The following is a 14,249-nucleotide window of genomic DNA, read 5'->3' on the forward strand; positions in this document are numbered from 1 at the left end:
ATCCATCGATGAATTCCGAAGGACATATCTTAGCGTTACGAAAACAGTTCGAACTGGCAGCTGTTCCGGAAGATATCCTTCCGATGGAAACTTATATGAAAAACCAGTTTACTTTCCTGGGAGTCAGATCTACTCCCAGGAAAGCAATACAAAAAGACTGGTTCAAGACACTTCCCCAAACACTATCCGGCAATGAGGTAATTGTGTTGTCAGACTCATTATTCAAAGAAGAGGAAAGAGAATTTCAATACACTGCCATTGATCTGCTAGACAAACATCGAAAGAAACTAAATCCCACACACCTTAGCGACATAGAGAAACTTATTCTCTCAAAAAGTTGGTGGGACACAGTAGATGCTCTTGCCACAAAGATTGTTGGAAGCATATTACACCCTCACAGAGAACTATGGGAGAGCTGTACTGAAAAATGGATTGCGTCTGAAAATATTTGGTTACAGCGTACAGCCCTATTATTTCAGTTAAAATACAAACAAGACACTGAGATAAAAGTACTTCATAACTGTATCAGAAACCTCTTGCATGACCGACAGTTTTTTATTCAAAAAGCAATCGGCTGGTCACTTCGCGAATACTCAAAGACAAACCCCAATTATGTCCGTCAATTACTACACGATCTCCGGATCGAAGGATTAGCTGCAAAAGAAGCATCCAAATACATCTGAACATGTCAACTCCACTACAGGCTAAATATCGAAGGTTTTTTCACAAGAATGTTGTTAATAAAAATTAAACACCTTATCTTTGCGACCCCAAATTGGGAAAATAGTCTTATTTAAAAAAGTTAATGACGTGAATACACTAAGTTACAGAACACAGTCTGCTAACTCCGAAACTGCTGACAAGCAGTGGGTTATTGTAGACGCAGAAGGACAGACGTTGGGACGTTTGGCTTCTAAAGTGGCGAAGTTGATTCGTGGTAAACACAAGCCAAACTTCACGCCACATGTTGACTGCGGTGACAATGTAATTGTCATCAACGCTGAAAAAGTAGCTCTTTCCGGATCTAAAATGGATACGAAAGAATACATCCGCCACACAGGTTATCCTGGAGGACAGCGTACACTCCTTGCCAAACAGGTAATGGAAAAGCATCCTGAGCGCCTTGTTGAAAAGGCTGTAAAAGGAATGCTTCCTAAAAACCGTCTTGGAAGAACATTGTACACAAACCTTAAGGTTTATGTAGGTACAGAACACAAGCATGAGGCTCAAAAACCTCAAGTAATTAATTTGGATTCAATTAAATAACGATATGGACGTAATCAACGCGTTAGGAAGAAGAAAAACAGCGGTTGCCCGTGTTTACCTTTCTAAAGGTACGGGACAAGTTGTTGTGAACAAGAAAGATTATAAGGAGTTCTTCCCGATTGAAGTGCTTCACGCCAAAATCCAGCAACCATTCGAATTAACAAATACTGTAGGTCAATATGACATTAAAGTAAGTGTTGACGGAGGTGGTATCAACGGACAGGCAGAAGCAATCCGTTTGGGTATCTCCAGAGCATTGGTTGAGTTAGATCCTGAATTCAAGCCTCTTCTGAAAGCAGATGGTTTGATGACACGTGACCCACGAATGGTAGAACGTAAAAAACCAGGTCAGCCAAAAGCTCGTAAGAAATTCCAGTTTAGTAAACGTTAATTCCTTTTTTGGCGATTGTTTAGTATCTAAGTTATCAGGAATTGTAAATCTCCTGATGTACTGAACTAAAAAGAAGGTAAACAAGAAAAAGAAAAAAAATGTCAAAAGTAGATTTTCAAGAATTGCTCGACGCAGGTGTACACTTTGGACACCTTAAGAGAAAGTGGAACCCTAATATGGCTCCTTACATCTTCGATGAGAAGAAAGGCATCCACATCATTGACTTAAATAAGACTATTGCTCATCTTGAGCAAGCAGGTGCTGCGATGAAACAAATCGCAAAAAGCGGTAAGAAAATTCTTTTCGTTGCAACTAAAAAGCAGGCGAAAGAAATCGTTGCAGAACGTGCTAAAGCAGTGAATATGCCTTACGTAGTGGAACGTTGGACAGGTGGTATGCTTACCAACTTCGCTACAACTCGTAAATCAATCCGTAAAATGACAGGGATTGATAAAATGAAGACAGACGGAACCTGGGAAACATTGAACAAGCGTGAGCGTCTTTTCAAAACACGTCAGCGTGAAAAATTGGAAAAGAACTTCGGTTCTATCGCGGATATGACACGTCTTCCAGCTGCTATCTTCGTAGTTGATGTATTGAAAGAGTCAATTACAGTAAGAGAAGCAAAACGTCTTAATATACCAACTTTTGCGATGGTTGATACAAACTCAGACCCTCGCGCAGTTGATTTCCCGATCCCGGCTAATGACGACGCAACAAAATCCATTGCTAAAGTTATGGATGTAGTTGTTGCTGCAGTTGCAGAAGGTCTTGAAGAGCGTAAAGCTTCTAAAGATAAAGCAAAGGACGAGAAAGAACAAGCTCCGAAAGAGACAGCAAAAAAAGCTGAAACTACTGAGGAGAATGTAGAGAACAACGATTAATCACTTAAAGAATTAGAATACAATGGCAATTACAGCTGCACAAGTAAACGAGTTACGCAAGAAAACAGGAGCAGGAATGATGGACTGCAAAAAAGCTCTTGTTGAAGCGGACGGAGATATGGAGCAAGCAATTGACATCCTTCGTAAGAAAGGTCAAAAAATTGCAGCAAAACGTGGAGATAACGAAGCAAAAGAAGGATTGGTTTTTGCTGAGGCAACTGCTGACGGAAAAGCAGGTGTTCTTTTAGCCTTGAACTGTGAAACTGACTTCGTTGCTAAAAATGATGATTTCCGCGCTTTTGTAGAATCACTCGTAAAAATCGCTGTAGATAATCTTCCTGCTTCTATTGAAGAATTGAAAGGTTTGAAATACGACGAGAAACTTACAATTGATGAGAAAATCGTTGAGCAAATTGGTGTAATCGGTGAAAAGCTTGATCTTTCCAAATATGAAGTTGTTCGTACGGAGAATGTTGTAGCTTACAACCACCCAGGAAACCAATTGGCTACTTTAGTAGGATTGAACAAATCCGGAGATACTGCTGCTGACGCAGGTAAGCAGGTAGCTATGCAGGTAGCTGCAATGAACCCTATTGCTCTTAACAAAGATGGTGTTGATGCAGATACTATCCAACGTGAGATCGAAGTAGGTAAAGATTTGGCTATCCAGGAAGGTAAACCAGCTGATATGGCTGAGAAGATTGCTCAGGGTCGTCTTGCAAAATTCTTCAAGGAGAATACTTTGCTAAGCCAGCCTTTCGTACGTGATAACAAACTTACGGTTGAGCAGTTCCTCAATCAATCTGAAAGCGGGTTAACCGTTACAGATTTCAAACGAGTAGCGTTGAGCTAAGAAATAATTAAAAATAAAAAAGAGAGAAACTAGTTTCTCTCTTTTTTTTGCCCAATATTTGCATCGTGAAGTACAAAAGAATCTTATTAAAGCTAAGTGGTGAAGCCCTGATGGGAGAAAAACAGTTCGGGATTGATAACACAAGACTATCCGAATATGCCGAACAGATTAAAGAAGCCCATGAAAAAGGAGTTGAGATTGCAATCGTAATCGGTGGAGGAAACATCTTCCGTGGAGTTCAGGCAGAGCAAGGCGGAATGGATCGTACACATGGCGACTACATGGGAATGCTCGCAACGATGATCAATAGTATGGCCTTACAGGCTTCTCTTGAGTCCAAAGGTGTAAAAACACGTCTTCAATCGGCTATTGAGATGAAAGAAATAGCAGAGCCTTTTGTAAGAAGAAGGGCAGTCCGTCACCTCGAAAAAGGACGTGTTGTTATTTTCGGAGCCGGAACAGGAAACCCCTATTTCACGACCGACTCAGCTGCTTCGCTACGTGCCATTGAAATCAATGCAGATGTTATTCTTAAAGGAACGCGTGTTGACGGTATTTATACTGCCGATCCTGAAAAAGATCCTGCTGCCGAAAAGTATGAAACGATTTCATTCGATGAAGTCTATGAAAAAGGGTTGAATGTAATGGATATGACAGCCTTTACTCTGTGCAAAGAAAATGACCTTCCGATTATCGTTTTTGATATGAATGCTAAAGGAAATCTTAAACGAATTATAAAAGGAGATCAGGTCGGAACTTTGGTAAAAGGTTAAACTTTTTATATTTGCGTACAAATTAGAATTATGACAGAAGAAGTTCAATTAGTCATGGATGAGTTCAAGGGAGCAAATGAAAAGTCAATTGCTCACCTGATAAGTGAACTCGAAAAGATTCGTGCCGGAAAGGCAACTCCATCAATGCTTGACAGCGTAACTATTGATTATTATGGAGCTCCTACCCCGATTGCTCAGGTAGCTAACATTAATACAATGGATGCACGTACACTTACTGTACAACCCTGGGAACGAAATATACTGGATGAAGTAGCGAAAGGGATAATCAACGCCAATCTGGGGCTTGCTCCACAGAATAACGGAGAAATGTTGATTATTAATGTTCCAGCGCTTACAGAAGAAAGAAGGCGTGAGTTAGTGAAGAAATCAAAAGGAGAAGGAGAAAATGCCAAAGTAGCCATTCGAAACAACAGAAAGGAAGCTATGGACATGATGAAGGATCTGAAAAACGACGGACTCTCTGAAGATATTGTAAAAGTAGGTGAAGCAAAAATTCAGGATCTCACAAACTCTTTTGTTTCTCGAGTTGATGAATTAATTGAACTTAAAGAAATTGATATTATGAAGGTTTAACAACGTAGTTAAACTTGAATTTCTTATAGATAGGGTGGCACACATAGCTACCCTTTCTTTTTTCCAGCTATAAAATCTTTCAGGTAAAAAGGCTCATAATATGCCAGATCGGAAAACGCTCCTGCTTCGAACATTTTGAATGCTTCTTCCGCCTGTCCCCGCGCATCGGCGATCCAACCAGAAAAGATCAAATTGGTTCTCCCTTCCCATTTCTCTTTCAGTTTATCAGCACCATCCCCCAACAACACAACTATCTTATCTTCAAAGATTTCGTTATACGAATTTTCTTCAATGATATCTGCCGAAATAGGTTTCACCATTGTTAGTTGTTTGTTATAAATAGCACTAAAAACCTCCATACGTCTGGCATCAATAAGCGGACAAATATAATCTGCCTTTTGCGTCTCTCCGTTCATCAAACCCCACAGTGCCAGGCACTTCAGAGAGTCAATCGCCAACAAAGGTATTTTTAAAGCATAACAAAGTCCTTTGGCAGTCGAAACTCCAATTCGCAAGCCGGTATAACTTCCCGGACCACCAGAAATACTAACCGCAGAAAGCTCTTTAAACTCTACACCACATGATGAGAGTAACTCATCCAATAAAACCGTTAATTTTTCACTATGTGCATAACCATCCTCCATATAGTTTCTGTAATCAATAACCTTTCCGTTTCCCGACAGGGCTACAGAACACATCTTTGTACTGGTTTCTATATGGATAATGTATTTCATGGTACAAAAATGGGGAAATTATACCAACCTCGTTACAATGATTATCATTTTCTAATCAGAGAATGGTAATCTCAACTCTCCTATTAGCCTGCTCTTCGTGATAATTTTTCGGCATAGGGTATATCATCTCTGTATTGCCATACCCCTTATACTCCAATCGCTGTTTTTCGACTCCTTTTTCAATCAGAAAATGATAAACCCGCTTTGCTCTTGCTTCGGAAATTTTCCGTGCGGCAAACGAGTTATCTCCGGTTTCGTTAACATGACCTCCAATCTCAATTTGTACTTCAGGATTAGAAAGCAAAAATTCAGCCAGACGATTCATAATCTGATAAGCATTTGGTGTTGGGTTGGAGGTTCCCATCTCAAACTGAATTTCGGGCAAACCTAACTTCTTCCCTATTGAAAGAGGCTCAAGCAAAACCACAATTTCATTATCCACATCATCCATCACTTCGAAATCCTTAAAAAAGAAGAAATACCCTTCTTTATCACACTTTACCGAAATTGTTCGCGATCGGTCGATATCAAAAAACAAATCAGAAGCGACATAGTAATTACTGATCCCTTTCATTCCCGAAATATTTACCGAAGCAATCAGGGGCAGTCCTGTTTCGGCGTCTTTCACAGCCAGATGTAATTGATTCATAAAATCATCCCTTCTCAAATCAATTGTCTTCGTATCCAGAACAATATCTTCGTTTCTCCTGGCATCAGATAACTGCCAGATGTTTATCATCACACTCCTCAAGGATGGATTTTGTGTATTCAGATAAATGAGTACTTCCTGTCCCTGTTTCAACTGCACCGGATATAGTCGATTCCCTGAATCAATATCATCTCCTTTCGAAAGACCGGTTATCCCGGGTTTTGGACGAGCCATTACCCTGATTATTTCCGCTTTTCCGCTATATATATCTTTCGAATACTCTCCTCCTGCAACATTAAACAAAGCAAAAGAAATACTGCTCTCGTTTCCCGGATCAACCAACATGTTAAATTCCCCGTCAAATGGCGCTATATAAAGAAACCAGGCCGAATTCGTCTCCGGGTCAGACGCAAACACTTTATACTTACTCAGAAAGTCATCTCCACGCTTCGGAGTAAGCTTCCACTTCGCCGTTCCCTGTGAAATATTTACAACCGGCAGTTCTTCCTGAGCAAAAGAAGATACTATCCCGAAAAATACGGCCATAAGTATGTTGACAAAGTTATATGGTGGTTGAAGTGGTTTCATTCGCCTAAGATATAAACATTTACCTTATTAATCAGATGTTAAAAATGTCCTTTTTCTTAAAAAGACCGCAAGAATCATTCCAACTGTTTACCTTTGTTTTGGTAACTTTGTTCTATGTCTGAAATACGCACCTTATATGATCAACTTGGCGATGACAACCTCATGAAACTGGTTACTTATTTTTATGATCTTGTTCAGGAGAATCCAGTAATATCACCACTTTTCAAAGATGATTTCAACAGAATCCGGGATAAACAATTTTGTTTTCTATCCCAATTTCTGGGAGGACCTCCCCGCTACAATGAGAAATACGGGCACCCCAGAATGCGCATGAGACACCTCCCCCATCCTATTGATGAAAAGGCAAAAGAAGAATGGTTAAAGTGTATGAAAGAAGCCATTCAATCATTAGAGATATCCGAAGATTTAAAAACAACTCTATACAACTGTTTCCCAGCTGTTGCACAGCACATGGTAAACCGGTAAAAGAAATGGGAGTCAAAACTCCCATTCCTGTCCGATTAACAATAAATTAATTGGGAGACCATCCCTTTTATCTCATGAAGACGAGAATAATAAAAAAAGGGTTGGAAATTAATTAAAAAGAGGTGAATTTAATTGACGTAATTTGCGAATAAATTTCTTTTCGTTGTACAACCACGCCAGTCTTCCTAAACAGAACACTCCCAGCAAAATAGCAGCTGTCAACTCAAGTAAAAACAGTGCTATATCCTGTTCACCTATCCGTATCAATTGCCACAGTCCGAAAATACCCAGTCCTAAAAAAAAGCCAACGGGAATAATAAATCTCCACTTATTGATTCTGCGAATCCTGTCCCAGAAACGAATAAAGTTGCGGTTCTGTTTTTCCATGGGTGTCATAGTTTTACGTTTACAATATAACAAAAACTACAACAAAAATTACACGTCCGCTTTCTTAATTTTTGTTAATCTAAATCAACGAAAACAATTACAAGGGGGATCTAATTCCAGTTTCACCTTCGGGAATCGCTTTTTTAATTGCTCTTGTGTTTCGGGGTTCATATTAATCCCCCGCATATCGACATATTGAAGTTCCGGTAACTTCTCCATTTCTTCCGGTAAATTCATTACCGCCGTCTCCCACAGATCCAGATATTTTAATTGCTTCAAATTTTCAACTGCTGCAGGAATATAATTCAGATTATTCCGATGCAGAACTAACGTTTCCAAAAATTGGAAACGACAAATAACCACAGGAAAGATTGACAAACGATTTCTTCCAAGATCCAAAAAAGTGAGCTGGGTAAAATGGACAACTCTCTTATCTAACCCCGTAATTTTTGTTCCTCTCAGGGAGAGAGATTTCAAATTCCTGTACCTAAAAATTTCATCCGGCAACTCTTCCCCTGACAATTTTTCTTTTTTCAGCGTCAAATGAAAAACACTATCCGGAGACACATTTCTAGCCTCTTCTACTGTCAGCCAATTCAGTTCAGGATTAAACACCCTGTTATCCTGGCTATAAACTGTGTAGTTCCCTAGGAATACCAGACAAAATATCGCGAGTAGTTTTTTCATCATGCTGTATCTGAAGAATTAGATCATCTATACTTTCAAAACGCTTTTCCGAACGCAGAAATTGTATCACCTCAACCAGAATTTTCTCGTCGTAAATATCTTCCCCGAAATCAAACAGATTCACCTCTATCGTTCTTGTATCAGAATCATCCAAAGTAGGTCGAATACCAACATTCATCATTCCACCTACAATACGGCCCTTCACCTGACAGCGCACAGCATATACACCATTGGCAGGAATAATTTTAAGCTCGTCTGCCACTTCTATATTCGCAGTTGGATAACCGATCCCTCTTCCGATCCCTTTTCCTTTCACAACTTTCCCGGTCAACTGAAAAGGTTCTCCGAGAAACGCATTAGCCGTTTGAATATCACCTCTTTCCAGTGCTTTTCTGATCTTGGTAGAACTGACATTGACATCATCCACTTCTCTGGCTGAAATTTCTATCACTTCGAACCCAAACATAGGTGCCAGTTCCTGGAGATGTTCCAAACTTCCTTCCCGGTTCTTTCCGAACTGATGATCGTAACCAATCACAATCGTATGCACCCTGATCTTATTAACAAGGTAATCCCGGACAAACGAAGTCGCAGGTGTACGGGAAAATTCTTTACTGAACGGGTATACAATAATATTATCCACTCCGATACGTCGGAGTTTTTCCAACTTTTCCTCCTGTGTCTGGATCAGTTTTAAATTATGGTGTTCGGGAAAGAGAACTGTTCTCGGGTGGGGATGAAAAGTAAACAGCACCGTTTCTCCACCAATTTCCTCTGCTCTTCTTTTTATCTTTTCAAGAATTTTCTGATGTCCCAGATGAACCCCGTCAAACGTTCCTATTGTCAGAACCGGGTTGGGAATAGAATATACTTTTTCAAGACCGTTAAATACTTTCACTAGCCGGACATTTTGAAACACAAAAGTAACAAAATTGCGCCGCGGATGAAACAGAGTGGAAAAATCAACCATGCGAAAGGAAATTGTTCAAAAAGAATGAAACATAATTTTTCCCTAGATAGATTTTATTGTATATCTTTGCCGCGAATTTAGAATTTCATATTAAAAAGTCACCATAATGGCTAATATTAAAGGTAAAGTTGCACAGGTTATCGGACCTGTGATCGATGTTAGTTTCGAAAAGGGAGTGGAGCTTCCAAACATTTATGATGCGCTAGAGGTTTTCAAAGCAGATGGTACACGTGTAGTCCTTGAGGTTCAACAGCATGTTGGTCAGGACACAGTTCGTGCTATATCTATGGACTCTACCGACGGATTTACAAGAGGGATGGAGGTATTCGCTACCGGAAATGCCATAAAAATGCCAACAGGAGATCAAATTAAAGGTCGTTTGTTTAATGTGGTAGGAGAATCTATTGACGGTCTATCAGCTATTGATAACGCTAATGGACTTCCTATTCACCGTGAAGCGCCTAAATTTGAAGACCTGTCTACATCGACGGAAATTCTTTTTACAGGTATTAAAGTAATCGACCTAATTGAGCCTTATGCAAAAGGAGGTAAAATTGGTTTGTTCGGTGGTGCCGGTGTAGGTAAAACCGTATTGATTCAGGAATTGATTAACAACATTGCAAAAGGTCACGGAGGTCTTTCTGTGTTTGCCGGTGTTGGTGAGCGAACTCGTGAAGGAAATGACCTTTTGAGAGAGATGCTTGAGTCAGGTATTATTAAGTATGGTGACGACTTTATGCATTCAATGGAAGAAGGCGGATGGGATCTTTCTAAAGTTGATACTTCAGCTTTAAAAGAATCAAAAGCTACATTCGTATTCGGTCAGATGAATGAGCCTCCAGGAGCACGTGCTCGTGTAGCTCTTTCAGGATTAACAATGGCAGAGTACTACCGTGACGGTGAAGGTGATGGTCAAGGAAAAGATATTCTTTTCTTCGTTGACAACATCTTCCGATTCACACAGGCTGGATCTGAGGTATCAGCACTTCTTGGGCGTATGCCTTCTGCAGTAGGTTATCAACCAACTCTTGCAACAGAGATGGGAGCCATGCAGGAACGTATTACTTCAACAAAGAGAGGTTCGATTACATCTGTTCAGGCGGTATATGTACCTGCAGATGACCTTACTGACCCGGCTCCGGCGACAACATTTGCTCACTTGGATGCAACTACGGTATTGTCTCGTAAAATTTCCGAGCTAGGTATTTACCCTGCGGTAGATCCTTTGGATTCTACTTCACGAATCCTTACTCCGGAAATTGTAGGAAACGAGCATTACAATTGTGCACAACGTGTAAAAGAAACACTTCAACGTTATAAAGAGCTTCAGGACATCATTGCTATTCTTGGTATGGATGAACTTTCTGAGGAAGATAAGCTTATCGTACACCGCGCACGTCGTGTACAACGTTTCCTTTCTCAGCCGTTCCACGTAGCAGAGCAGTTTACAGGAATCCCAGGAGTATTAGTTGACATTAACGATACTATAAAAGGATTTAACATGATTCTTGACGGAGAGTTGGATAAGTATCCTGAAGCAGCGTTCAACCTGAAAGGTGGTATCCAGGATGTAATCGAAGCAGGAGATAAAATGCTTGCTGAGGCTTAAATTTTAACCGGTCTGTAACCGGACTAAAACAACAAAAGCAATGATTTTAGAGATAATCACGCCGGAATCAAAAGTCTTTAACGGAGAGATTGAAGCAGTTCAACTTCCCGGAAAAGATGGTCTGTTTCAGATATTGAACAACCACGCGCCTATCATTTCTGCTTTGGCTGAAGGACAAATTAAAATAGACCTGAAAAGCCCCGTTGCAAAGTTTGACTCGGCTAATGGTCGTGTTGAAAAAGCGGGATCAGATAAACAACTTCTTGTTCACATCAAGGGAGGAGTGGTTGAAATGCTGAATAACAAGATTATTGTTCTGGCAGAGTAAAAATTTGTATATTTGTTTCGGGAGGGATTTGGTTCGCCATATCCCTCTTTTTTTTAACATCATTTATATAATATTCATTGTAAGAGTGCGTTTGATGTGTTAATTTCGCTGTCCCCAATGAACGACCGCAAGGTAAAATGAGTGTACTGAGTCAAATTAATATGAATAATATTCCTAACCATGTTGCTATTATCATGGATGGGAATGGAAGATGGGCCCGACAACAAGGTCATGAAAGACTATTTGGTCATGCAGTAGGTGTAGAAGCTGTACGAGAAACACTTAAAGCTGCAGCTCAACTGGGTGTTAAATACTTAACTCTTTACGCTTTTTCCACAGAAAACTGGAATCGTCCCAAAGAGGAAGTCGATGGACTGATGGATCTGTTGGTTCGCACAATTTCTAACGAAGTGGAAGCGCTCAATAAAGACGAAGTCAAATTGATGAGTATTGGGAATGTTCAGGGGCTCCCTGAAGACTGCCGGAATGAATTGAGACAGGCCGAAAAAGCTACCGCACATAACTCAAAAGTCAATCTGGTTCTCGCTTTGAACTACAGCGCTAAGTGGGAAATAACACAAGCTGTCAGAGAAATTGCCGGTTGTGTTGCAGAGGGTATAATGGCCCCGAAAGACATTAATGAAGAAACCCTTGAAAATTATCTGTCCACAAAAGGAATTCCAGACCCCGAACTACTGATTCGGACAAGTGGGGAACACAGGATCAGTAATTTTCTTCTTTGGCAAATTGCCTATTCAGAGTTCTATTTTTGTGATAAACTCTGGCCTGATTTTCAACAAGAAGACTTCTACAGTGCCATTCTTAATTTCCAAAACAGGGAACGTCGTTTTGGAATGGTTTCCGAACAATTAAAATAGTTAAATGAATTTGAACAAATATATCCTGATAGTTGCCGGTATACTAATTACACTGACCTCATTCAGCCAGGATTATCTTAAGCCTCAGGAATACGAAATAGGACCTATTTTCATTGATGGCGCAGATAATTTTGACCCTCAAGCCATTAAGGCTATCGCAGGGCTAAGACAAGGTGATAAGATCATGATACCCGGGGAAAAAATCACGCAGGCCATCCGCAACCTTTGGGAAGAAGGACTTTTCAGTGATGTTCAAATTTATGCCGACAAAATAATCGGTGATGTTGTTTACCTAAAAATAACCCTTCAACCCCGTCCTAAACTATCCTACTTTACATTTAGTGATAATGTATCTAAAAAGGAAGCGGACAAAATACGACCTGAAATCGATCTTTTCTCCGGAAAAACAATCTCTGAAAACCTGGTAAACACGACTGCATTCAAAGTTCGTGCCTTTTATATTGAGAAAGGATTCTACAATGCAACCGTAAATGTTGTACGAAAGGAAGATACGTTAATTGCTAATTCCGAGTACTTTTTTATTGACGTTAACAAAGGAAATAAAGTCCGTATTCGTGAGATTAACTTTTATGGAAACGAATCTATAAAAGCAGGTAAGCTGCGCCGGGCAATGAAAGACACCAAAACCAAAGCGATCTGGCGTCTGTTCAAGAACTCAAAATACAACCGTACGGCATTTAAGCGCGACAAAAACAATGTATTGAACAAATACAACGAATTTGGTTTTCGCGATGCTCGTATTGTAAGAGACTCCGTTTACCTGATCAATAATAAAAACCTGGGAATTGATATTGTTGTTGAGGAAGGAAGTAAATATTACTTCGGAGAAATTGAATGGGTTGGTAATACGAAATTCAGGTCCGGTTATTTGGATACTGTTTTAGGAATTAAGAAGGGTGATCCTTACAATAAAGCTTTACTTGAGCAACGCCTTTTCATGAGCGAAGACGGTCGTGATATCACATCATTATATATGGATCGGGGATATTTATTCTTCAACCTGACCCCTGTTGAGATGAGTATTACCGAAAACAATCACATCAATTACCAGATGCGCATTGTTGAAGGTAAAGAAGCACGTGTGAAGAATATTATCATTCGTGGAAATACGAAAACGAATGAACATGTAATCCGTAGAGAAATACGTACCAAACCGGGGGATTTATTCAACCGAAATGATATCATTCGTACGCAGCGTGAATTGGCGCAGCTGGGGTATTTTAACCCGGAAGCTTTTCAAGTTAACCCTATCCCCAACCCACAGGATGGTACAGTGGATATTGAGTATACCGTTGAAGAAAAGTCATCGGATCAGATCGAATTATCGGGAGGTTATGGTGCCAAAAGAATTATTGGGACACTGGGGCTTTCTTTCAATAATTTCTCAACAAAGAATTTTTTCAAAAAAGGAGCCTGGCAACCTCTTCCTTCCGGAGATGGACAACAACTGGCAATACGCGCCCAGACCAATGGCCGTTTTTATCAGTCCTATAATCTTTCTTTCACAGAACCCTGGTTAGGAGGAAAAAAGCCAAACTCACTATCCGTCTGGTTGAATCACTCACAGTTCGGAAATAACTTTAAACGAAAAGACCCGGATTATCAGGGAGTGTCTATTAGTGGTTTTGGTGTAGGATTCGGAAGAAGATTGAAATGGCCGGATGATTACTTCACTTCTTACCACGAATTATCCTATCAATATTATGACGTAAAAAATTACTCCAACATTTTTGCATTTGATGACGGATACTCCAATAACATTGCCTACAAATTTATGTTATCCCGAAACTCCATTGACAACCCTATCTACCCGAAGGAAGGATCTAAACTGACTTTTAGTGCAAAGGCTACTCTTCCATATTCCTTCTTTGACGGAATTGATGACTACTCATCACTTACGTCACAGGAGCGTTTTAAATACACGGAATATTACAAAATCAAGTTTACCGGAGAGTTTTACTTCCCGATTTCGAAAGATAAAAAACTTGTGCTTATGCCGCGTTTTGGTTTTGGAATGATGGGAGCCTACACAAAGGCAAAAGGTATCTCCCCGTTTGAAAGATACTACGTTGGAGGTTCAGGACTTACAGGTATTAACCAGCTTGATGGTCGTGAGATCATCGCTCTCAGAGGATATAATGATCCACAAAA

At 40.0% G+C, this 14,249-nt stretch carries 17 protein-coding genes; 12 read left to right on the forward strand and 5 right to left on the reverse strand.

The features are described 5' to 3' along the window. The first annotated feature begins 8 nt into the window (after nt 1-8). The 7 genes from AC4PL9_RS07270 to frr all read left to right on the forward strand — a co-directional run bounded on the left by AC4PL9_RS07270 (nt 9) and on the right by frr (nt 4,761). Entirely contained in the window at nt 9-683 is a 675-nt protein-coding gene (locus AC4PL9_RS07270) for a DNA alkylation repair protein (protein WP_491604087.1), read from the forward strand. Between the two features lie 127 nt (nt 684-810). Beyond that, complete coding sequence (gene rplM, locus AC4PL9_RS07275; protein WP_491604088.1) at nt 811-1,266, forward strand: 50S ribosomal protein L13; 456 nt, start codon at nt 811-813, stop codon at nt 1,264-1,266. A gap of 4 nt (nt 1,267-1,270) precedes the next feature. Beyond that, nucleotides 1,271-1,657, forward strand: a complete 387-nt coding sequence (gene rpsI, locus AC4PL9_RS07280) for a 30S ribosomal protein S9 (protein WP_491604089.1) — start codon at nt 1,271-1,273, stop codon at nt 1,655-1,657. A gap of 98 nt (nt 1,658-1,755) precedes the next feature. Next, on the forward strand, nt 1,756-2,541 hold the full coding sequence (gene rpsB, locus AC4PL9_RS07285) for a 30S ribosomal protein S2 (RefSeq protein WP_491604090.1): 786 nt from the start codon (nt 1,756-1,758) through the stop codon (nt 2,539-2,541). Nucleotides 2,542-2,563: 22 nt separating this feature from the next. Further along, on the forward strand, nt 2,564-3,394 hold the full coding sequence (gene tsf / locus AC4PL9_RS07290) for a translation elongation factor Ts (RefSeq protein WP_491604091.1): 831 nt from the start codon (nt 2,564-2,566) through the stop codon (nt 3,392-3,394). 65 nt (nt 3,395-3,459) lie between these two features. Next, a complete protein-coding gene (gene pyrH / locus AC4PL9_RS07295; RefSeq protein WP_491604092.1) occupies nt 3,460-4,167 on the forward strand; it encodes a UMP kinase in 708 nt (235 codons plus the stop codon). Nucleotides 4,168-4,197: 30 nt separating this feature from the next. Beyond that, the gene (frr, locus tag AC4PL9_RS07300) at nt 4,198-4,761 is read left to right on the forward strand and encodes a ribosome recycling factor (RefSeq protein ID WP_491604093.1); all 564 of its coding nucleotides are present in this window, start codon (nt 4,198-4,200) and stop codon (nt 4,759-4,761) included. Nucleotides 4,762-4,808: 47 nt separating this feature from the next. Here frr and tsaB read toward each other — a convergent pair whose 3' ends face one another. Both tsaB and AC4PL9_RS07310 read right to left on the reverse strand, forming a co-directional pair. Beyond that, nucleotides 4,809-5,495: a tRNA (adenosine(37)-N6)-threonylcarbamoyltransferase complex dimerization subunit type 1 TsaB gene (tsaB, locus tag AC4PL9_RS07305; RefSeq protein WP_491604094.1), complete on the reverse strand. Its 687-nt coding sequence runs from the start codon at nt 5,493-5,495 to the stop codon at nt 4,809-4,811. Between the two features lie 55 nt (nt 5,496-5,550). After that, nucleotides 5,551-6,732 (reverse strand): OmpA family protein, encoded by a 1,182-nt coding sequence (locus AC4PL9_RS07310; RefSeq protein ID WP_491604095.1) that lies wholly within the window; start codon nt 6,730-6,732, stop codon nt 5,551-5,553. A gap of 114 nt (nt 6,733-6,846) precedes the next feature. Between AC4PL9_RS07310 and AC4PL9_RS07315 the strand changes: the two genes are divergently transcribed. Further along, entirely contained in the window at nt 6,847-7,218 is a 372-nt protein-coding gene (locus AC4PL9_RS07315) for a globin domain-containing protein (RefSeq protein WP_491604096.1), read from the forward strand. A gap of 108 nt (nt 7,219-7,326) precedes the next feature. On the opposite strand, the gene AC4PL9_RS07320 is transcribed toward AC4PL9_RS07315, so the two are convergent. The 3 genes from AC4PL9_RS07320 to AC4PL9_RS07330 all read right to left on the reverse strand — a co-directional run bounded on the left by AC4PL9_RS07320 (nt 7,327) and on the right by AC4PL9_RS07330 (nt 9,190). Beyond that, nucleotides 7,327-7,605 carry a hypothetical protein gene (locus tag AC4PL9_RS07320; protein WP_491604097.1) on the reverse strand — a complete coding sequence of 93 codons (279 nt, stop codon included), beginning with the start codon at nt 7,603-7,605 and terminating at the stop codon, nt 7,327-7,329. A gap of 84 nt (nt 7,606-7,689) precedes the next feature. Beyond that, on the reverse strand, nt 7,690-8,292 hold the full coding sequence (locus tag AC4PL9_RS07325; protein ID WP_491604098.1) for a leucine-rich repeat domain-containing protein: 603 nt from the start codon (nt 8,290-8,292) through the stop codon (nt 7,690-7,692). Then, nucleotides 8,234-9,190 (reverse strand): bifunctional riboflavin kinase/FAD synthetase, encoded by a 957-nt coding sequence (locus AC4PL9_RS07330; RefSeq protein ID WP_491604099.1) that lies wholly within the window; start codon nt 9,188-9,190, stop codon nt 8,234-8,236. The genes AC4PL9_RS07325 and AC4PL9_RS07330 overlap by 59 nt, the downstream gene beginning before the upstream one ends. Before the next feature lie 178 nt (nt 9,191-9,368). Here AC4PL9_RS07330 and atpD point away from each other — a divergent pair, with 178 nt between their 5' ends. From atpD to bamA, 4 genes are all read left to right on the forward strand, one after another. Beyond that, entirely contained in the window at nt 9,369-10,871 is a 1,503-nt protein-coding gene (gene atpD / locus AC4PL9_RS07335; protein WP_491604100.1) for a F0F1 ATP synthase subunit beta, read from the forward strand. 40 nt (nt 10,872-10,911) lie between these two features. Further along, the gene (locus tag AC4PL9_RS07340) at nt 10,912-11,199 is read left to right on the forward strand and encodes a FoF1 ATP synthase subunit delta/epsilon (RefSeq protein WP_343785425.1); all 288 of its coding nucleotides are present in this window, start codon (nt 10,912-10,914) and stop codon (nt 11,197-11,199) included. Between the two features lie 137 nt (nt 11,200-11,336). Next, nucleotides 11,337-12,077, forward strand: coding sequence for an undecaprenyl pyrophosphate synthase (gene uppS / locus AC4PL9_RS07345; protein ID WP_491604101.1), 741 nt, complete (start codon nt 11,337-11,339; stop codon nt 12,075-12,077). A 4-nt stretch (nt 12,078-12,081) separates the two neighbouring features. Beyond that, nucleotides 12,082-14,249, forward strand: a 2,168-nt coding sequence (gene bamA, locus AC4PL9_RS07350) for an outer membrane protein assembly factor BamA (protein WP_491604102.1), incomplete at its 3' end; no start/stop codon positions are given.

The organism is Wandonia sp., from assembly GCF_984588085.1.